Annotated in this window: 20 protein-coding genes and 1 pseudogene; 3 read left to right on the forward strand and 18 right to left on the reverse strand. The window is 69.4% G+C overall.

The features are described from left to right. Positions 1-100: 100 nt before the first annotated feature. Both BGK67_RS33725 and BGK67_RS37005 read right to left on the reverse strand, forming a co-directional pair. Positions 101-2,848: a PKD domain-containing protein gene (locus tag BGK67_RS33725; protein ID WP_141754149.1), complete on the reverse strand. Its 2,748-nt coding sequence runs from the start codon at positions 2,846-2,848 to the stop codon at positions 101-103. 304 nt (positions 2,849-3,152) lie between these two features. Continuing rightward, positions 3,153-4,027, reverse strand: a protein-coding gene (locus BGK67_RS37005) for an IS5 family transposase (RefSeq protein ID WP_279628741.1) whose coding sequence is annotated in 2 segments (ribosomal slippage) — positions 3,153-3,680 and positions 3,683-4,027 — 873 coding nt in all. Because the reading frame shifts where the segments join, the coding sequence is not laid out codon by codon here. Positions 4,028-4,359: 332 nt separating this feature from the next. Here BGK67_RS37005 and BGK67_RS33740 point away from each other — a divergent pair. Next, complete coding sequence (locus BGK67_RS33740; RefSeq protein WP_141754150.1) at positions 4,360-4,887, forward strand: hypothetical protein; 528 nt, start codon at positions 4,360-4,362, stop codon at positions 4,885-4,887. A gap of 11 nt (positions 4,888-4,898) precedes the next feature. Here the strand turns inward: BGK67_RS33740 and BGK67_RS33745 are convergent, their stop codons facing one another. The 4 genes from BGK67_RS33745 to BGK67_RS33765 form a co-directional block, all read right to left on the reverse strand. Further along, complete coding sequence (locus tag BGK67_RS33745) at positions 4,899-5,273, reverse strand: transposase (RefSeq protein WP_069924368.1); 375 nt, start codon at positions 5,271-5,273, stop codon at positions 4,899-4,901. Between the two features lie 482 nt (positions 5,274-5,755). Next, complete coding sequence (locus tag BGK67_RS33750) at positions 5,756-6,016, reverse strand: hypothetical protein (RefSeq protein ID WP_069924369.1); 261 nt, start codon at positions 6,014-6,016, stop codon at positions 5,756-5,758. Between the two features lie 1,262 nt (positions 6,017-7,278). Continuing rightward, positions 7,279-8,655, reverse strand: a complete 1,377-nt coding sequence (locus BGK67_RS33760; protein ID WP_079154732.1) for an MATE family efflux transporter — start codon at positions 8,653-8,655, stop codon at positions 7,279-7,281. Continuing rightward, entirely contained in the window at positions 8,639-9,676 is a 1,038-nt protein-coding gene (locus tag BGK67_RS33765; protein ID WP_069924371.1) for a zinc-binding dehydrogenase, read from the reverse strand. Before BGK67_RS33765 ends, BGK67_RS33760 begins: the two co-directional genes overlap by 17 nt. 58 nt (positions 9,677-9,734) lie before the next feature. Here BGK67_RS33765 and BGK67_RS33770 point away from each other — a divergent pair, with 58 nt between their 5' ends. Next, a complete protein-coding gene (locus tag BGK67_RS33770; protein ID WP_069924372.1) occupies positions 9,735-10,289 on the forward strand; it encodes a PadR family transcriptional regulator in 555 nt (184 codons plus the stop codon). 49 nt (positions 10,290-10,338) lie between these two features. On the opposite strand, the gene BGK67_RS33775 is transcribed toward BGK67_RS33770, so the two are convergent. The 5 genes from BGK67_RS33775 to BGK67_RS33790 form a co-directional block, all read right to left on the reverse strand. Continuing rightward, a complete protein-coding gene (locus BGK67_RS33775) occupies positions 10,339-11,739 on the reverse strand; it encodes an amino acid permease (RefSeq protein ID WP_069924373.1) in 1,401 nt (466 codons plus the stop codon). A 17-nt stretch (positions 11,740-11,756) separates the two neighbouring features. Then, positions 11,757-12,542, reverse strand: a complete 786-nt coding sequence (locus BGK67_RS33780) for an ATP-grasp domain-containing protein (RefSeq protein ID WP_069924374.1) — start codon at positions 12,540-12,542, stop codon at positions 11,757-11,759. A 310-nt stretch (positions 12,543-12,852) separates the two neighbouring features. Then, a complete protein-coding gene (locus BGK67_RS33785) occupies positions 12,853-13,179 on the reverse strand; it encodes a hypothetical protein (RefSeq protein ID WP_141754151.1) in 327 nt (108 codons plus the stop codon). 241 nt (positions 13,180-13,420) lie between these two features. Next, positions 13,421-13,549, reverse strand: coding sequence for a hypothetical protein (locus tag BGK67_RS40850; RefSeq protein WP_279628742.1), 129 nt, complete (start codon positions 13,547-13,549; stop codon positions 13,421-13,423). Positions 13,550-13,810: 261 nt separating this feature from the next. Further along, positions 13,811-14,341, reverse strand: coding sequence for a hypothetical protein (locus BGK67_RS33790; RefSeq protein ID WP_141754152.1), 531 nt, complete (start codon positions 14,339-14,341; stop codon positions 13,811-13,813). Positions 14,342-14,515: 174 nt separating this feature from the next. Between BGK67_RS33790 and BGK67_RS33795 the strand changes: the two genes are divergently transcribed. Further along, a complete protein-coding gene (locus BGK67_RS33795) occupies positions 14,516-16,183 on the forward strand; it encodes a PKD domain-containing protein (protein ID WP_079154734.1) in 1,668 nt (555 codons plus the stop codon). Positions 16,184-16,472: 289 nt separating this feature from the next. Here BGK67_RS33795 and BGK67_RS33800 read toward each other — a convergent pair whose 3' ends face one another. From BGK67_RS33800 to BGK67_RS40485, 7 genes and pseudogenes are all read right to left on the reverse strand, one after another. Further along, positions 16,473-17,204, reverse strand: coding sequence for a hypothetical protein (locus BGK67_RS33800; RefSeq protein WP_069924378.1), 732 nt, complete (start codon positions 17,202-17,204; stop codon positions 16,473-16,475). 104 nt (positions 17,205-17,308) lie between these two features. Beyond that, positions 17,309-17,632, reverse strand: coding sequence for a hypothetical protein (locus BGK67_RS33805; protein WP_069924379.1), 324 nt, complete (start codon positions 17,630-17,632; stop codon positions 17,309-17,311). After that, entirely contained in the window at positions 17,629-17,997 is a 369-nt protein-coding gene (locus BGK67_RS33810) for a DUF6247 family protein (RefSeq protein ID WP_069924380.1), read from the reverse strand. Before BGK67_RS33810 ends, BGK67_RS33805 begins: the two co-directional genes overlap by 4 nt. Positions 17,998-18,031: 34 nt before the next feature. Further along, positions 18,032-18,229 carry a type II toxin-antitoxin system Phd/YefM family antitoxin gene (locus BGK67_RS33815; RefSeq protein WP_069924381.1) on the reverse strand — a complete coding sequence of 66 codons (198 nt, stop codon included), beginning with the start codon at positions 18,227-18,229 and terminating at the stop codon, positions 18,032-18,034. Between the two features lie 52 nt (positions 18,230-18,281). Continuing rightward, on the reverse strand, positions 18,282-18,665 hold the full coding sequence (locus tag BGK67_RS33820; RefSeq protein ID WP_069924382.1) for a hypothetical protein: 384 nt from the start codon (positions 18,663-18,665) through the stop codon (positions 18,282-18,284). Further along, on the reverse strand, positions 18,662-19,249 hold the full coding sequence (locus tag BGK67_RS33825; RefSeq protein WP_069924383.1) for a TetR/AcrR family transcriptional regulator: 588 nt from the start codon (positions 19,247-19,249) through the stop codon (positions 18,662-18,664). Before BGK67_RS33825 ends, BGK67_RS33820 begins: the two co-directional genes overlap by 4 nt. 40 nt (positions 19,250-19,289) lie before the next feature. Then, positions 19,290-19,495 (reverse strand): annotated as a pseudogene (locus BGK67_RS40485) (SDR family NAD(P)-dependent oxidoreductase); the annotation flags it as partial. Between the last annotated feature and the right edge of the window lie 110 nt (positions 19,496-19,605).

Consider the following 19,605-nt stretch of genomic DNA (forward strand, 5'->3'; position numbering starts at 1 on the left):
CTCGGATCGACGTAGATGTCGCAATCCACACCGAACCCGGAGGCCCTCATCCCTTTCAAGAACCCAGCACGCGTGTCACCAACGTCCCGGGACAACACATCTAGCTCTGGGTGAAGTAGCCGAGCAGGTCGGTGATCACGTGGTTGCTGCCGCCCCAGCTGTTGAAGACGCTGACCTTGCCGTCTCCGACCGGGGTCATGACGTGGTTCGGGACGGTGAGACTGGGCAGGGTGTTGAGGCTGCTCGCGCTCGTGCGCGGAGTGCCGAACCCGTGGACGGTCAGGAAGCCGGGGCCGGTGGACTCGGTCGCGGTCACGTTCAGGGCCGCACCGATGGCGTTGGCCGGCAGGCCGCTCACCGTGGTCGTGGCGCCTGGGGCGACCTTGCCCGTGGTGCGGGTGTCGGCCAGGCGCTTGGGCACCACCGGGGTGAACGAAGCCTTGCCGTCCTTGCCGTAGTAGCCGACGGCGTCGACGACCAGGTGGGTGGAACCGGAGTTGGTGAACAGGGTGATGGTGCCGTTCGGCCCGACCGGGACGATCGCCTGGTTGGATTTGTCCTTGCCCGGCTCCACGTTCAGGTTCGAGGTCGTCGGGCGCTTCGCCGGGTCCGGGTAGGCGATGACGTGCGCCTGCTCGGTCGCACCGGTACCGGTCAGGTTCAGGGCAACCGCCGTGGCGTCGGCCGGGATGCCGTTCACACCGGCGACCTTGACCGTGCGGGTCTGGCCGCCGCCCAGCGCGCCACCGGTCGTGCGGGTGTCGACGACGCGGGTCGGGGTGACCGGGCTGAAGCGCTGCCCGATGTTGGGCTGGTAGTAGCCGACGAAGTCGAGGATGAGCGCGGCCTTGCCGGAGTTGAGCTGCGCGGAGACCGTGCCGTAGGCGCCGATCGGGACGGTGACGGTGTTGGAGGAGGTGCCGCCCGCCTTGATGTTGACGTTCGAGGTGACCGGGCGCGGCTGGCCCGAGGGCCAGACGCTGAGGTGGGTGTCCTCGGTGGCCCCGGTGACGGTCACGTTGAGGACCGCCACCGCCATGCTTCCGGAAAGCTGGTGACCCGGTACGGCGAGGCCGCCGACGGGCAGGGCCACCGTGGTGGCCGTCCCGCCCTGGACGGGTGCGTTGGTGGTACGGGTGTCCAGCAGACGGAACGGTTCGGTTGCCACATAGCCCGACGGGGCGTACTCGACCTTCACGCTGCGCTTGGCCGTGGACTTCGCGCCCTTGGCGTCCTCCATGGTGACGGTCACGTCATAGGTGCCGGGCATCTTGTACGTGTGCCTGAGGTCGCCCAGGTTGTCGATGTGTCCCTTGGTGCCGTCACCGAAGTCCACGTCCGTGCTCGTCACCGGCCACGGAGCCGCGGTGTCGTCGGTGTCGACGGAGACGGTCAGCGGAAGCCGGTGGGTGAACGGGTCGGACAAGGTCGGCAGGAGGGGTGTGACAGTGAAAGCCGTGGTCAGCGGACCAGCCGTGGTCACCTTGGCCGGCTGGTCGAAGGAGGAGACCTTCTCTCCGACACCGTTGACCGCCGTCACCTTGGCCACGCAGGCGCACGGCGAGCTGTAGACGTGCTCGGCGGTGGTCGCTTTCGTGACGACCGGGGCCGTGCCGTCGCCGAAGTCGTAGTGGTAGGTGAGCCCCGTGGGCCAGCGGCCCTCCGGAACGGCCGTCGCCTTCACCGCGGTGCCGGCGGGAGCCCACGCCGGATCGATGCTCAGCGTGACGCCCTTCAGGACGTCCTGGGTCTCGAAGGCACCGCGGTCGATGTAACCGCCGTCCTTGCCGGTGTTGGCCACGCGCGGATCGTCCGCCGTCGGCTTCCCATAGATGTCGGTGGGCAGTACGCCCGGTGCCGTCGGGTCGCCGGAGTCGATGGTGGGAGACCCGTCCTTCGCCCCCACCTTGTTGAAGTCCGGGGCCAGGATGTCGTGCGCGCCCTGTCCCGTGGCGGCCGCGAACGCCGCCGGAGTCTGGTAACCGGTACCGCCCCACGTGTAGGGCGTCGACTTGAGCTCGGGACCGGTGATCAGGTTGTAGTCGGCGCGGGTACCCGGCGTCGCGCTCGCCGCCACTTCGATGCCCTTTCGGGGCGCGGCCGATGCACAGTTAGTAGGCCAGGTGAAGAGCACGTTGTTGAAAACTGCGGAACCGGACGAGGCGGCGCCACGGACCGAGATGGTCGTACCGCAGGCGCTAACGAGCGTGTTGTTGGTGACGGCGGTTTCCGGGGCGTCGATCACGTCGACGCCCCTCTCGAAATTGACCTCGAGGTGGTTTCGGCTGAGCACGGTGCCCCGCGCTCCGCCCTCGACACGGACACCGACGAGACGGCTCCGGACGGCTCGCACGCCCACACTTCCCTCGCCGATCACAAGGCCGGCCGAGTTCCCGTTCGCGACGTAGACCCGATCCAGCTCGACATCCGTCGAGCGGCGGACGTGAACGCCGCCATAGCTGTGCAACCCTCGGACCGCGACGTGGGAGGCGGCACTGATGGTCAGGCTCCTGCCGAATTCCAGGTAAGCCGCTGAGGAGAAGTCCTCCGTGTCGGCGGTGAAGGTGATCGGCTTGCCCGGCTCCCCGGAGCGGTCGATGACGACGTTCTCGTCATAGTGCGCCCACGTCTTGATCCGCACGGTCTGACCAGGCTTGACGATCTTCGCTGCCGCCGAGATCATGCAGAAGGGAACCGCCTTCGAACCTGCCCCTGTGTCGGTGCAGTTCGAGTCGGCCTCGTTGTTCACATAGAGGGTGTTCGGCGTATCGGCGGCTGTCGCGGCCGGAACGCCGAGAAGAGTGACGAGACCTGCGGTCAGCAGGACCGTCGCACGAGTGGGACGCACGGGAACCCTTCAGGCAAGCATGCGAAATGCATGCATTACGGTGCGGCACCGCGCGACTGCGATTCTCCTGCCCCCAGTGGCAGTCGGCGCACGCGAATTCGCAGAAACGTTTCGACGATAAGCCCTCTCCCCTACCGGCTGATCACCGGCCCATCCCGAACCCTCTGATCATGTCCGACACGGTCTCCCAAGACGTACGAAATCGACGCCTGCTCCCGCCAGGCACCTTCGTAGACTGCTTCACGCGGCCTCCCGAAGCGGTGGCTGCTGGCGACTGGGCTAGGGCCTGTTGTGAAAGTGCTGGTCACAGCCACTCGTTGATGGCTGCGACCAGCACTGTTGTTTCGTAGCGGACGGCGAGTTTGTCGTACCGGGTAGCGACAGCACGGTGGCGCTTGAGGCGATTGATCCCGCACTCGACCGCGTGCCGCTGCTTGTAGTCGTCTCTGTCGAACTTCGGAGGCCTGCCCCCGCGCGAACCGAGCTTCTGCCGGTTGCGTACCCGGTCAGCGGGCACGGGGATGGTGGCCTTGATGCCGCGTCTACGCAGGTAGGAGCGGTTGCTGCGGGAGTCGTACGCCTTGTCGGCCCGCACTCGGTCTGGGCGCTTGCGCGGCCTGCCGAGTCCGACTCGGGGCACCCGAATCGCTTCCAGCACGGGCTCGAACTGCGGGGAGTCGCCCCGCTGCCCGGCCGTGATCACAACGGACAGGGGTTTTTGGCCCTGCTCGACGGCGAGGTGGATCTTGCTGGTCAGACCGCCGCGGGAGCGTCCGAGTCCGTGGTCGACCGGCTCGACGGCCATTCCGCCGGGCGGCTCCTTTTGGAGATCCCCCTTTTCGCCGCCCCGGCGGCGTGCTGGTGGGCCCGGCAGACGGTCGAGTCGACGTTCACGTCCCAGGTGATCAGGCCCTTCACGTCCGCCTCGGCCTGGAGCCGGGTGAGGATCTCTGCCCAGGTTCCGTCCCGCTGCCAGCGTCGGAACAGGTCATAGACCCGGTCCCACGGCCCGTAGCGTTCCGGCACATCCCGCCACGGGGCACCCGTGCGGGTCCGCCACCGTATGCCGTCTATCAGCTGCCGCCGCGTCCACACCTGCAGCCGACCCGGCTTGATGCCCTGCGGCAGCAGCGGCTCAAGCCGGGCCCACTGGCCGTTCGTCAGATCTCCACGTCCCACAAGACGTGATCATGAACGAACAAGATCCACTTTCGCAACAGACCCTAGGCGGCCGCCTGCGATTACGAAGTAGGGAAGCGTTCATTTTTGCAGTATGCCGGGCCGCCGCGGTGAGGCTCTCGTCGGACCCGTCCCGCTCCGGTCGTGAGTAGAGGCTGGATCCGCCGCTGTACAGCGGCGGCGGACCGAGTGAGGCGGCGAGCGACGTTGGTCGGTTTCAAGGCTGTGGCGGATATTTCGTGAAGTACCTGATGGCGCTGGCGCCGGTTGGTCATGCTTGATCGCTAACGCCGAGGCACGAGGTCCGGTATGGCTTGTTGGGGGCTGCGGTGGTGGTCAGTGAGCTCGTACGCGCAGAACTGGGGCGGGTCGACTGGGCTTCGTTGAAGTGCGGCTGCGGTGGTTCCGCAGAGCATGTGCCTCTTCTGATCGAGGCGATCATCACTGCTGAGACGCCCCGGGACATGATCGGATACACCCTCGATGGGCATGTCGAGGAGAGCACCATCATCTTCGAGTGCACTCAGCCCGCGGTTGGTGTGATCATGGCCGCGCTGGCGGGCGACCTCTCGATACTCGCACGCGACGTCCTACTGCAGACGTTGTCGTTCGTGGCTGCGGGTTCCAGCGACGACGAGCCGGATGCAGAAGGTGCGGGTTTGGGCGACGGATGCAGGCGCCACGCTCAGGAGGGGTTCTGGGGGCTCGTTCAGATCGGGCTCACGGGTAGTGCGGACGACGCCGAAACGGTGGCCGACATCTGTGAGTACTTCGGGCTCGGCGGCGACAAGTCCGCCTTCTACCAGGCCCAGCTTCGTGAGCGTATGCGTGCGAAGGCCAGGCGTGGGCAAGGCTTCTGATGCTCTGAAGATCATGGTGGTGGGGTGAGGACGAGGTTGCGCAGGAGTGCCAAGGAAGTTCGTCTGTATGACCGACGCTTGATCAGCTTGATGCGCGTGACCTGCCCTTCGACGGCGCCTGAGCTCAAGTGCAGTGTCAAGCCGTTGACGACGTCGTCCCAGTCGTTCTGGAGGAAGGCGGCGAAGCCCTGGATCGGCTGTGGTCCCTGATTGAGGGCACGGGACATCCAGCTAATGAGGTCGTGGCCGCGGCATTGGCGGGCAATGGCGGCGAACTCCTGGGAGAGGTCGCGGGCAGTGGCCAGGTCAGGGCAGATACCCAGGAACACGCCGGAGCCATCCCGGGAGAACGCCGGGAAGAAGAGTGCCGTGAAGAGAGCGGTCAAACGGGCCTCCACCGCAGAGAAGGGGCCCGTTTGGCCCGCCGATGTCGCGCACGGGCGCGCAGGCGATGCGGTCGACGCACTGGAAAGGGCACAGGGAGCGGCTTCATGTCATCGCTGCTTCCGTAGCGCCGCCGTTAGCGGAGACCAGCTCGCGATCGAGCAGTGTCATGCGACCGTTGAGGTTGGGCCGCAATGTTCCACCAACTCGGACATCTGGGCCGATCAGTAGGCGTCGTACTCGCCGAGCCAGTCGATGATGAAGTGGGCCTCTCGGCTGCTCTGGTTCCAGAAGTCAACGAGGCCGTAGCGACCCGGCTTCGCCTGGACCAAGTTGGGCACGTCCCTGCCGACCGTCCAGTTGAGAGCAGAGGAGAGAGGCCGCGGCGGTGGGACGGGGCGGCCGTTGCGGTAACTGTCCCACGTATAAGGGTCAGGGGAGACGGAAAGGAACCCGGGACCCGTCGTGCTGGTGGCGGTGATGTTCAGTACATGGGCTTCGCGCGCTCACCCTTGCCGATCAGCTTCGCGTCGCCGTCCGTGAGGTTCACCCACGACGAGACGTTCTTGGACATGCTGCCGCCGGCGGGAAGCGGCAGCTCGGTGAGGTCCACGTTGAAGCCGGCTCCGATCCCGTACCCCGGGCCCTGGCAGCTGTAGTCCCGATACAGGGCCAGGGTCTTGGGCGGACAGGGCGCGCCTTCAGGGAGGATCTGGACTACGCCAGGCGGCAGTTGAGTGCTCATGGCTCGCTCCATTCTTCAGCTCCCGCCGGTATTCCGGCAGGGCTTTCATCACCGACGTTCCACACGAAGACGGCACGAACGGACCCCCCACAGAGCTTGATCCTTCCGGCAATGGACATGACCACCCGCATAGCCGATCGGGCCGTGCACAGCCCCCGTCCCCCGCTGTTTCCCCGGGCCCAGCGCAGGGCCGCCGCCGGACGCGGATGGCTCCCCGCGCCCCCGTCCTCGACGGTCCGGGACTGCCCGAGACGCGCCCGCGCGTCCGCCCTGCCCACATGCTCTTGATGTGCAGGACGTTTCATGGGTGGTCGGGCCAGCTGAACTGGCACCACCCCCAGGGCTATTCCGGTAGGGCCACGGAGGCCACCCGCCTCGGGGGCGACACTGAGAAGTGATCTCATCTGTTGCCACCGACTCACCAAATGAAGTCGCTTCTTCGCTGGAGCGGGTCGGCGTCGATAACGGTGGGGCGGCCATGTGGGGTGAGGGACTCCACGCTGTGATGGGCGCCGGTTTGGCCTTCTTCGCCAGCCATGTTTGGCCGAGCGGTGCCCACCGCTCCGGGCCACCGGCAGACAACCCGTCCATGAGCGGCCTGCCCAGTGCGGAAGGCGATGGTTTTGGGCCAGACGGCCTCTGACGATCCGGTCGATTGAGGCATGGTTTTGAGCCGAGGTGACTCGTGCTGGTTGCCATGATCGGCACCGTGCCTGCAACCTGACCAGGGCAAATACGGGGAGATAGCCATGGAGAAGGCGCAGGGGGTTGTGCAGGCGGGCGCGGCCCGTGGCGGATTGCGCACCTTTCGGCGAAGAGTGGGGCACTGGTGCTCGGTACCGCGTCCGAAAGGCGTCGCGACATTACGGTGTGGCTGATCGTGCTGCCTGCACGGTGAGGCCTCGGGGGTTACTCCACACCCCTGCCCCCATCCGACCGGGTGTCACCGACCGGGCCGCTTTCTTGCGCCAGAGACAGCCACGAGCGACACGAGCTCCCGAGTACGACGGTTCCGGGCGTCTCCACGAGAGACGGCGTAACGAACATCGGACCACTGTTCTGCACATGCCTTGTGGCCGGCGGGTGCCGTGACGCGCAGCAGGTGTTCGAGCTTGGCGGCGAGGCTGCGCCCTCCCGGCTCTTCGGTGGTTTGCTCAGCCTCATCGCTCATGATCGGCCGGCCCTCCCTTCTATGAGGTCATCCTGAGTTGTCAACTCTAGCTAGCGCAAGCGGTCTGCTACCACGTATCTGACGGAATCCGCTACGGCGCAGGCGTCGCGAAGTATCGCCGGAAGAGTATGTATGACATTGCATACTGAGCGCCTACGCCGAGGATCATCGACAGCCACACCCCTTCCACTCCCAGGGCCGGCAAAGAACTCAGGCCAAAAGTAAGCGGTAGCTGCACCGCCCCTCCCAGCAGGGTCACCCAGAACAGCGACCGACTCCGGCCTCCCCCGGTGAAGACCCCGCCGAGCCCCACGACACCCGCGAGGAGCAGCACGTAGGGCAGGAGGTACCACAGCATCACTCCACCTGAGTCCACGACTCCGGCCGAGTCGCTGAAGAGCCCCATCAGCGGCCGTCCGCCCAAGGCGAGAGCGAGGCCCGCACCGCCGCCGACCAGCGTGGCCAGCACGACGCTCTGCTGCCCGATCAGGAACTCCGCGGGCGTGCCGGCGCCCCGAGTGCGCGCCGTGAGGATGCTTCCGGCTTGGCGCACGGCGTAGAAGGCCATGGTGACGAAGAAGAGCACCTTGAACCCGATGCCGTAGGCCGCCAGCGGGTCCTGGCCGAACCGCGCGACGACGCCGACCAGGGTCATGCTGATGCCCATGCGCAGGACGAAGTCGCCGGAGGCCGGCAGCCCGACGGCCAGCAGCCGTCGCAGGGCTGCGGGCCACCGCAGGAGGGTCGGTTCGGCGCCGTCCGTGTCGGTGAGCCGCTTGCGGCGAAGCAGCACGACGCTCACGCACAGGGCGATTCCGCGGCCGAGGAGCATGCCCAGGGCGGCGCCCTGGACCCCCATGTGAGGGAGCGGGCCGACTCCGTAGATGAGCAGGGGGTCGAGGACCAGGATGAGGGAGTTGGCAAGGATCGCCGTCCGCATCGGCGTCCGGGTGTCGCCGGTGCCCTTGAAGACGCCGTCGACCACGTTCTGCGCGAAGAACACGGCCATCCCGGGGAAGGCGATGGCGAGGAACTCCGCCGTGAGCCGGACCACTTCGCTCTCGCCTCCGGCGAGGAGACTGGCAATCGGCTCGCGCAAGAGGAAGCCTCCGATCACGACGGCCGGCGTGATCACCAGCCACAGCACCCGGGCGGCCTGCATGATCACGGGCACGTCGGCCCGCCTGTCGGCGCCGAGGGCGTCGGCGATCAATACGGTGGCCCCGATGTTGGCCACGAGGATGATGCCGAGGAGCACGTTCTCCAAGGTCGTGGCGAGGGCGACCGCGCCGACCGCGGCCTCTCCCAGCCGGGACACCCAGACCGTGTCGATGATGCCCGCGACCACTCCCGAGAGCAGTTCCAGGTAGACCGGGATGCCGAGGCCCAGCAGTGTCCGGCGGGCCGAGGCGGGGGTGAGTGCGGCCTCTTTCCCGGGCGCGGTGCGGGTGTCAGGGGTGGTGGACAACGGCCACGACCTTTCCGATGGCGCGGTTGGCTTCCATGTACCGGTGGGCGTCCGCCATGTCCTGCAGGCGGAAGATCCGGTCGACGGCGACCGGGCAGTCGCCGGACTCGACCGCGCGGACGATGCCGTCGAGCGCGCCTTGGGCCCAGCCGCCCCGGTTGATCTCACTGCTGGAGAAGGTGGTGAGGGTGGCGCCGGAGGGGATGTCCTCCAGCGGCTCGAAGCCGGGGATGGTCCAGGTATCGGAGAGGATGCCGGAGTTGCACACGCTCCCGCCGGCGCTCAGTGCCGCCAGCGAGTCGAGCACGGCGGCACCGCCGACCAGGTCGAGCACCCGGTCCGCGCCGTCGCTCCACACCGCGCGGACCGCATCCCTGATACCGGCTCCCGCATCGAGGATCACGTGGTCGGCCCCCAGCGCCCGCAGGGCGTCCGCCTTGCGCGGGTCTCGTGTGGTGGCCGCGATCTCCACGTTCCGGCCGGCGGCCAGGGCGAGTGCCGCCGTGCCGACCGAGGACGTGGCGGCGCGGATCAGCAGCCGGTGGCCGGGCCGCAGGCGCAGTGCTTCGAGCGATCCGTGGGCGGTCAGGTAGGACTCGGGCAGCGCCCCCAGAGTGGTCCAGGGCAGCGCGGAGTCGAGCCGCAGCAGCTGCGCCGCGGGCAGGAGTGCGTACTGCGCGTAACTCCCGTCGAACTGCCGCCCCATCCCGCCCATGGCGGCGGCGACGGCCGCGCCCACAGGGAACCCGGGGTCGGACGACTCCTCGACGACACCCGCGCATTCGATGCCGAGGACCCTGGGAAGGGAAACGCCGGGGGACAGCCCGCGGCGGGTGAACAGCTCCGAACGGTTCAGCCCCAGGGCCATGACCCGTATCAGGGCCCAGCCCCCGCGTAATCGTGGCCGGGCCAGGTCACGCACGCGCAGCACTTCAGGGCCGCCCGGGCGGTCCAGCGTTACGGCTCGCACGGTCAAACCACCCCTCAATCCAGACCTGTGCAGTCGGTACCTCAGCAACATACCTCGATTAGAGTGTCTCGAAAAGAGGTAGACTGAAGGCGACCCCGGAAGGAGAGCCGTGCTGGCGCTTTCGATCCTCGGTTTCCTCGCCGAGCGACCCATGCATGCCTACGAACTCAGACAGGTCATCTCCGACCTGATCGGCCACAACCGGCCCGTCAGCGACGGCGCCCTGTACCCGGCGCTCAACCGGCTCCTGGAGGCGGGCCACCTGGAGCGGCACGCCGAGGCCGACTCCGGAGCCGGGGCGCGCACGCGCCAGGTGCTCCGCATCACGCAGAGCGGGCGGCAGGAGCTGATGCGGCGGCTGTCGGAGCCAAAGACCAGCGAAATCACCGACGGCGGCTCCTTCTTCACGCTGCTCGCCTTCCTGAGCCGGCTGCCGGAACCGGAACAGCAGGCGGCCGTACTGCGGCGTCGGCTGGACTTCCTCACCCAGCCCGCGAGCTTCTTCAGCCACTCGGGCGCGCCCGCGCGCATCAAGGACGTGGACGACCGCTACCGCAAGGGCATGCTGATCATGGCCAGGGCGGCGCAACAGGCCGAACGCGCCTGGCTGGAGCAGACCCTCGCGGAACTGACCGGAGGGGCGGCGGCATCGGCGGAGGCGTGACTCCCGGGCGCCGTGCGCCCCGGGGCCACACCTCCACCGCGGTGCCCCCTCAGGGACGGTGCCGCCGCTGCCGCATCACCCCCACGGCGAGGACCACCGCGGTCAGGATTCCCGTGCCCACCACCTGCGGCCGTGAGGACTCTTCGGCGGCAAGGAGGACCAGGACGAGGACCATGGCCAGCAGGGCCGCGATCGTCAGCCCCGGGAACCCCCACATGCGCAGCACGAGCCGCTGCGGCGCCTCCCGCTCGAGCTGGGCACGCAGCCTCAGCTGGGAGACCGCCACGGCGATCCAGACCACCAGGCCGATCGCACCCACCGCGTTGAGCATCCACATGAACACGCTGTCGGGCCACTGGAAGTTCAGCAGGACGGAGACGAAGCCGAAAGCCACCGACACCAGTACGGCGCGCCGCGGAACTCCCGACGCGGAGAGCCTGCGCAGCGCCCTCGGCGCGTCCCCCCGCTCCGCGAGCGAGTGGACCATCCGCGAGGCCGCGTAGAGGTTGGCGTTCAGTGCGGAGAGCAGCGCGGCCAGCAGGACGACGTTCATCAACTGCGCCGCCCCGGGCAGCCCCACGTGCTCCAGAACCGCGACGAACGGGCTGGAGCCGACCTGGCTGTCGTTCCACGGCAGCACCAGGACCACCACCGCGACGGAGCCCACGGAGAAGACCAGAAGCCGCCACACCACCGTGCGCATCGCCCTGGTCAGCCCGTGCACCGGGTCCTTGGACTCGGCGGCTGCGAGGGTGACGATCTCCATGCCGCCGAACGCGAAGACGACGGAGAGCAGTCCGGAGAGCACCCCGTCCCAGCCCCGGGGCAGGAACCCGCCGTGCGCCGTCAGGTTGCCCAGTCCGGCGGCCTCCTGGCCCGGCAGCGCCCCGGTCACGGCCAGTGCTCCCAGCACCAGGAAGCCGAGGATGGCCCCGACCTTCAGGCACGCGAACCGGTACTCGAACTCCCCGAACATCCCGACGGCGGCGAGATTGGCCGCCGTCAGCCCGGCCATGAACAGGAGCACCCAGAGCCAGGTGTCGACGGCCGGCACCCACGCATGGACGATCACAGCGGCGCCGGTGGCCTCGATGGCCAGCACGACCGACATGAGGATCCAGTACAGCCAGCCCACGGTGAACCCGGCCCACCTGCCGATCGCCCGTTCCGCGTGCGCGGAGAACGAACCCGCATCGGGGAAGGCGACCGCCATCTCCCCCATCATCCGCATCACGAGCACGGCCAGCAGGCCGGCGCCGAGGAAGCTGATCAGGATGCCGGGACCCGCGACGGCGATGCCTGCCCCGGACCCCACGAAGAGTCCGGACCCGATCGCCCCACCGAGCCCGATCATGGTCAGATGTCTCGTTCCCAGCGCACCCGGCCTGCCGGGCGGCGCAGGGAGACGCGACGGCGGCGCCGCCGGTCTGTTCTTCGTCGGACTCGACATGGGTTCCGCCTCTGCGCTCAGTTCGCGTACACGGGCTTGAGGAGCTTCTCGGCGTCCCGCAGCGCCGTCAGCACGTCGTCCCGCTGCTCACCGCGGGCGAGTACGAGGACGAAGCAGGACACCGGGTTCTCCGGATACTTGATCACCACGTGGTCGCCGGCCTTGGCCATCCACCGCAGCGCGACCACGCCGGGCAGGGCCTCGGCGTCCGCCACGCCTTCGAATCCGGCGAGCTCTCCCGTACGGTCGGCGAGGACCGGTGTGAAGCCGGCCGGCGTCGGCTCCGGCTTGACGGTGAAGTCGACCGGATCGCCGAGAACGGCACGCAGGTACTCGCGGGGCCCCCACACACCCGTGGACTCCCGGATCGACTCCTGGACGAAGGCACTTGTGCCGCCCAGCCGGCCGTTCACCTCGATGATCTTCGGGCCGGACTCGGTGAGACGCAGCTCCACATGGGCGCCGCCCACCGACGCACCCAGCGCCTTCAGCGCAGCCACCGACGTCCTGACCAGCCGGTCCTGTTCCTCGGCGGGAAGCAGCGAGGGAGTGGCGTACGCCCCTTCGATGAAGTACGGCTCGGCGAAGGGGTACGGCTTGTCGTGGATGGCCAGCAGCCGGTACTCGCCGCCGCCGTAGACGAAGTCCAGCGCGTACTCGTCGCCCTGGACGTACTCCTGGATCAGCACCCCGTGCGCATCGGGATAGCCGTACACCCGCGCCACGTTCGGGACCGAGTACCCTCCCTCGTCGAAGGTCTCGAGCGTGTGGCGCTGGCCCCCTGGGTCGGGGCGCTGCCCCACGAGCTGGGTGAGCAGCTCGATGATCTGGACCTGGAGGGGCCACGATGGACGAGGACGCCAGCGACAACATGCGGGCCTGCGAGCAGCAGGCAGGGACGAACCGCGGCGGGTTCGTCGCGATCGGATGACGCTACTCGCCCTCGAAGACGGCCTCACGCAACCCAAGACCCCGCAGATCAGGTTCACCATCCTGTCGTTCCAGTCCACGGACGATGCGGAGGCGGCACTGAAGGGCATGACAGCCACAGCGTCAGGCCTGGGCCGAGGCGAAGCCGCTGAAGATCTCGGCTGGCGCAGATGAGACCGATGCCTAGGTGCGGTATCCGCACGAGTACCAGCAGGTCGTGGACCAGCTCTGCTCCTTCGCCGGCGAGTGCACTGAACTCACCAAAGGCTCCGCCACCCTGACGCCGAGGGCCCGGACACGGTCCTGGGCCTGCGGGTCGAGCTTCAGCAGCAGGTCCTCGCCGACGACTCCGTCGCGCCGCCAGATGGTGCAGAGGGTCTCCAGCCCCGCTTCGGCGACCTCCGGCTCCGCGTCGGCCGAGGTCTGCACCAGGGCTTCGACGACCGGCCTGCCCTGCAGTCCCGCGACCGCCCGCGCCATCCGGGCCGACGACGCACTTGCCTTGCTCACCGGAAGTGAACAAGGCGGGTGCGGGGAGTGCCGACAAGGTCCTCTGAGATCGAATCAGCCGGGGCTTGGCAGCCTCTCCGGGTTGCGGCCAGGGCAAACCCGCATGGGTTTGGCCTCGGCACACGGGGACATAAGCGCGAGGGCGGCAGCCGGCCTAAGGAGACGGGCCGCTGCCCCCGCTGGGTGGTCGCAGGCGGCTCCTCTCCCCCAGGAGCCGCCCACGGCCCGCCGACCGGGTCGGTCAGTATGCGTACGGATCGAGAGCGATCCCCTCGCGTGCGATGAAGAGCTCGACCCACGGGCCGTCGACGCGTTGGGGCACCGGTTCAGCCACGTGCAGCAGAATCTGCGAGCCATCGAAGTCCAGCACGGCGGCGCCGTCCAGTGCGAGGTCCAGGCCGTCCGCGCAAGACGACGCAGTGCCCGCCGGCCCGGACTCCCTCCTGGTCCGACGCCGCGAGCCGGAGGCTGTACGCGCGGAGGTTGAGGGCGGCAAGGGTGTCGGGGTGGTGGGGCCGAGGGTCCGGGCGTATCCCTGGAAGGTCTCGTCGTACAGATGGGCGGCCCGGCCGAGTTCGCCCGAGAGCCGGTGGGCGTCGGCGAGGTGTCTGAGGGCGCTGAGCGTGCGGGGTCAGCCGATGCGGACGGTGATCTCGGGGAGGGGTATGTCGGAAAGGTTCAGCTGAAGCCCGGTCAGGGTCAGGTAGGTCTGTGAGTCGGTCAAGGCGGAGGTGTTGGACGGCGCCTGGGTCTTCCCGCGCGTACTCACCAGCAGGTACCAGCCCCCGCGCTTGTAGCTGCGGGAGGCGTCGGGGCGGTCGCCGTTCGGGTTCAGCGTCCAACCCTGGCGCTCCAGGTCGGCGCAGATCGCGTTCATCTCCGACTGTGCGGCGGTCTTCTCGCGGACGGCCATCCAGCCCGTCCTGTTCGAGTTGGCGCCGGCTGCGACGGTCGGGCGGCCCTGCGCCGGGGCGAGGCCCGCCGCGCTGACCGCGGTCCGGATCACCTCGTCCACGGCGTCCCGGGTGAGGGGCGGCGACGTGGGCTCCGGTGTGGGCGCCGCCGTGGATGGGGACGGCGTCGGCGCGGGCGCGCCCAGGTGGATGCGCCCGTCGTCGTCTATCTGGGCGTGGTCCGGCAGGGCCATGGCGGCCAGACTCACGAGCAAGGTATGCGGGCCTACCCGGGGCCGGGCAGCTCAGGGGCCGCAGGCGGCGTACGCGCTGGGAGCCGGGGCAACGGCCTCTGTCACTCCGGGTTACGCTGATCAAGTTTTGATCAGCTTGTCTTGAAGAACAACCAAAATGGGGGGCCGGTGCACAATCGCCGACTCGTAATGACCGCTGCCCTCGTGGCAGCGGGTCTCGGGCTCATACCGAGCATGGCCTCGGCCACCGAGGGGCCGGCCAAGCCCGTCGGGCAGGGCCCGGCCAAGTCGGCCGGGGCAGGAGAGAGCACGGCCGAGCGGGCTGCCGTCCAGACCTGGCACAGCCCCGCCGAGCGAACCGTCCGCACCGTGCAGAGCGCGTCCAATAACCGGGCCGTCGCTCCGGAGGCGGCGAGGGTCGGCGAGGGCAACCCGGACCTCGCCATCAGCCTGGGCGGCGCCAGCTACTCCGCGCTCGGGCTCGAACTCCACACCAAGATCACCAGCGTGGACGTCGCGCTGGAGGTCGTCGTCGACTGGGGCGACGGCAAGACCGAGAAGCAGACCGTCAAGGGTTCCGCCGAGCCGACTTTCGCGCACACTTACGCCGAGGTCGGCGAGTATCAGGTGTCGGTGACGGTGACCGACGCCGTCCATGGCGTCGTAGCCGAGAACGGTTTCATGTACCTGACGCCGGGCTCCGACTTCACCCCGCACGCCCCGACCCGGCTGCTGGACACGCGTGACGGCACGGGCGTGAAAGCGGGCAAGGTCGCCGCCCGCGGCACGACCCGGGTGAAGATCGCCGAGAACGCCCAGATCCCCGCCGACGTCCGAGCCGTGGTCCTCAACGTCACCGTCACCAGCACCACCACAGACGGCCACGTCACCGTGTTCCCGGGCAAGGGCTCCACGCAGCCGATCACGTCGAACCTCAACTACACGGCCGGCCAGTCCGTCCCGAATCTGGTCGTCGTGCCGGTCGGCACCGACGGTCATGTGGAGCTGTTCAACGGCGGCTGGGACGCGGTGGACCTGATCGCCGACGTCACGGGCTACTTCACCCGGTCCTCGTCCAGCGGCTACACGCCCATGGCCCCGGCCCGCTTCGTCGACACCCGGGCAGGCCTTGGCACCGCCAAGGGTCAGGTCGCCCCGCGGAGCACGTTCTCCACGCAGATCAGCGGCCTCAAGGGGGTGCCCGCCAACGCCACGGCGGTGGCGCTGAACGTGACGGTGACCAACCCGAAGCAGGCCGGTCACCTGTCCGTCTACCCGGGCGGCAGCCAGCCCCCGACGGCGTCCAGCCTGAACTTCGCTGCCGGGGAGACGGTGGCCAACGCAGTCATCGTGCCCGTGGGCCCCGACGGCAAGATCAGCGTCTTCAACGGAGCCTGGGCGGGCACGGACGTCGTGGTCGACGTCGTCGGTCACTACGCCAAGGACGGCAAAGCGGCCTACCGGCCGTTCGGGCCTTACCGAATGCTCGACACTCGCGATCCGGGCAGCTGGTGGCCCGGTGGGCGCCTGCCGGCCCGCGGGTACATTTCGCGCTGGGCCAGCCCCGAGGCCAGGGGCGGCGAGGCCTACGTGCTGAACACCACCGTGACCAACACGACGGAGGCCGGCTTCCTCTCCGTTGCGCCCAGCCCGTTCCCGTGGCTGCACAACGACCGGCCCGACGCCCCCGTGCCGCCTCGTCCGGATGCCTCCACGCTGAACTGGACGGCCGGCAAGACCGTCCCCAACCTCGTGCAGGCAGGCGGCGGTGAGCACGGCATCATGAACTTCTGGAACCAGGGCTGGAAGGACGCCGACCTGATCGTCGACATTTTCGGGGCCTACGAGGCGTACTGATCCGCCCTACACGACGGCAGCCCCGCCCGATCTCACGATCGGGTGGGGCTGTGGCGGGAGACGAGCTCGGAGAAGCATGAGTTCACGTACCTGGAGTAGGTGCGTTCAGGCCCTTGCCCCGGGCCTGCCTCGCTTCGGGTGCGCGCCCGCGTCGTCAGGCGGCGGTGGAAGGCTCCGGACACTTCGGTCTCCGGGGCCTTCCCGCGTTCACCGGTCCGGCGCGCTACAGGTCCTGGCCGCACCGCCGCCCAGCAGGGCTCGCAGTGACTCTGCCGGCGACTGGGCCATCTCAGGCTGCTGTGTGCCAGGCCGTCAGGAGGCCGTCCAGCCAGGCCGGGGGGAGTTCGGCGGCGTCCCATTCCTCGCGCAGGGCGGGGGCGGTCGTGGCGAGGCGTTCCAGGACGGCGACGCTGGTGGGGGAATGGAGGAGGGAGTAGCGGCCGTGGATGGCTGTGGCGCTGCCGGGGCCGTATTCCGTGTAGAGGCGTTCCAGGCGGGTCTGGTGCGTGGCGGTGAACTGCGTGAGGCGGCCGGCGTAGCCGGCTCGTTGACGGGGGGTCATGGTGGCCAGGACCGCGACCAGTACCTGTTCGGTGACCTCGGGGTCGAGGTCGGAGTCGGCGGTGAAGGTGAGGTGGAGGGGGGTGACGGCCACCTTCGCCCGTTCCACCTCCATGCGCCCGACCGGCGACCGGGCGTCCGAGGCGCCGGCCGGCCCGTCGGGGTCGACGGCCTGGCTCAGTGCCCGTTCGGCGAGCTCGGCGAGCCCGTCGGTGACGGCGCGGGCGCCGTCCAGCCAGCCGGACTCGTACGGCTCGCCCTTGTCCCCCGGCACGGACCGCCCGAGCGCGCCGGCCTCCTCGTGCGCGCCGGCGAGGGCGCCCGCCTCGACCAGGGCGATCAGGCCCTCCGCGTCGCCGGCGGGGACCCCTGCCCGGGCGAGCAGGTGGAGCAGCGTCCTCTTCGCGTTCAGGATGCTGACCGCGTCCAGCTCCTGGCGGTGCTCCTCGGCGGCGTTCATCGGATCCTCCTCGTTCCATGGGCGGCGCGGTGTGCTTGCGCGGAGCGCACCGTTGTGATGTTCAACGTGGGACGGGCACGCTGTGATCCCCGAAGACCGGCCCCTCAGGCCCAGAAGGTGTCGGTGACGGTGATCTGGGGTTCCGCGTGGCGGCGTATGAAGGTGAAGACGACCCAGCCGCGGCCGCCGGCGAGGTCCGCGATGTGCGCCCCGCCCGGGCTGGTGGAGGCGAGGGGCCGGACGGTGATCCAGTGGGGCAGGGAGGCGTCCGCGTCGATGCCCCGGTAGTACGGGTCGAGGGCCGTGACCAGTTCGGCGCGCGCCGCCAGGATCAGCTGCCTTCCGTCCGGGGGCATGCGCTCGAACTCCTGGCGGGCTTCGCCCGTCCAGTCCATCTGCCAGGGCGGCCGGGGGAGCTCATCGCTCACCGGCCGGGCTCCGCGGAGGCCGCCTGGTGGCGCAGCCTGCTGTACTCGGCCAGGAGCGCCGCGGACTCCCGCGGGTCCTCGCACTTCGCCGCGCGCTGTTCGAGATCGAGGAGGTGGGCTTCCAGGCCGGGGTCGCGGGCGATGGCGTACTGCGTCCACCACAGCCGCACGAAGGCCGGGACCGGGGTGAGGTTGAAGGTGTCGCCGATCGCGCGCCGCCAGTGGGCCTCGAAGTCCGGCAGGAGGTGCGGGGCGTGCTCCTGGATGGCCAGCCGCAGGGCCTGGGGGGTGCGTTCGGGCATCGGGGGTACCCGGCGGGGCCGGTCGCCGCCGGGGCCGTCGTAGTGGATGGGCTGCGCTGTCATGGCGAAGGGGCTCCTGGTCTGGGGGCTGGCCCGTTCAGGCCGCGTCCCGGCCGGCTGCGGAGGCGTCGGGGTGCTGGGCCATGTACTGCTCGAACCATTCGGCCGGCACCAGGTAGGCGAGGGTCTTGCCCTTGCGGGTGATCGCCGCCGGCTCGCCGGCGATCCTGGTGCGGTCGAGGATCTCCCCCATCTGCTTGCGGAGGTCGATCGTCGTGTACGTCTTCGGCTCCATTCCGCCAACCTACCCCGACTATGATAGTTGCGATAGTTGGGGCAGGTGAGGTCTACCAGCCGGCGCCCGCCGCCGTCAGGGCCGCGACCGGCAGGAGGAGGATCCACTGCGGCAGCCGGAGGAGGGGCTTCGGCCAGCCGACCGACAGGGTGACGGCCAGGAAGGCGGCCGTGTACGCGAGGAAGTGCGCGGCCACGAACCATGCCATCGGGGCGGTCGCCGGCGTGTGGTCCGCCAGCGCGAGGTAGACCAAGGCGGCCGCGGAGAGCACCAGGTCGGCGCTCACCATGTGCCAGACGGCGTGCAGGACGCGTTGGGGTTCGTCCGCGAGGCCGCAGGACAGCAGCGGGCGCACCACGTCCCGGTGCCCTGCGGCGATGTGCGTCGCGGCCACGCCGGACGCGGTGATGCCCGCGGCGAGGAGCCAGCCGTTCACCGGATCTCGATTCCCTTGGAGACGACGGCGGCCAGCCGGTCGGCCAGCCGGCGGTCGGGTTGTTCGCCGACCAGGCCTACGTGGAAGAACACGGCTCCGGCGAGGGTGTCCAGGACCAGGTCCACGGGGGTGTCGGCCGCGATCTCCCCGCGGGCGGCGGCGCGCTCGAAGACGATCAGCAGGCGTTCCTTCGAGGGGGCCAGGAAGTCGGTGCGGATGCGCGCCTTCAGCTCCGGGTCGGCGGCGAAGTCGGCGAGCAGTCCCGGGAGCGCCGCCGCGGCGGCGGGTGCGTGGAACTCGTCGATCAGGTCCCGCAGCAAGGCGGTCAGGTCCCCGGCGAGGGTTCCGGTGTCGGGGGTCGGAGCGTGGTCGGTGGTGGTGAACACGGCCTCGAAGACCAGCTCCGGCTTGCCGCGCCACCGCCGGTAGACCGTGTCCTTGCCGACTCCGGCGCGGGCGGCCACCGCCCCGATCGATGTCGCGGCGTAGCCGACCTCGGTGACCAGCTCTGTGGCCGCGCTGACGATGGCCTCGTGCGAGCGGGGATCGCGTGGACGCCCTCTGGGGGACGGAGAGGAACTCATGCTGTTTAGTTTACGGGTCGACCCGTTTGATTAATACCCCCCCGTCGTCACGGTGATCCCCCGCGGGCCGCCCCGCTCTCGCCGAAGCTGGCCTGTACGCGAACGCCTCGCCGCCGGCCTCGGCGATCCGTGCCACGGCCTGCGCGGCGGCGGCCTCGTTGTCGCCGTAGTGGACCGCGACCCGCGCTCCCCGGCGGCGAGCCGCAGGGCGACCGCGCGCCCGATCCCGCGCGAGCCGCCCGTCATCAGTGCGGTCCTGCCGTGCAGTTCCCCTGAGCGCCTCGCCCCTCTACGTACGCGGTCACTTCGCGGACGCGCACCCACCCTGCCGGAGCCGGGCCCCCGCCGGCAGGGCG

Origin of the sequence: Streptomyces subrutilus (assembly GCF_001746425.1) — a bacterium.
GTDB lineage: Bacteria > Actinomycetota > Actinomycetes > Streptomycetales > Streptomycetaceae > Streptomyces > Streptomyces subrutilus_A.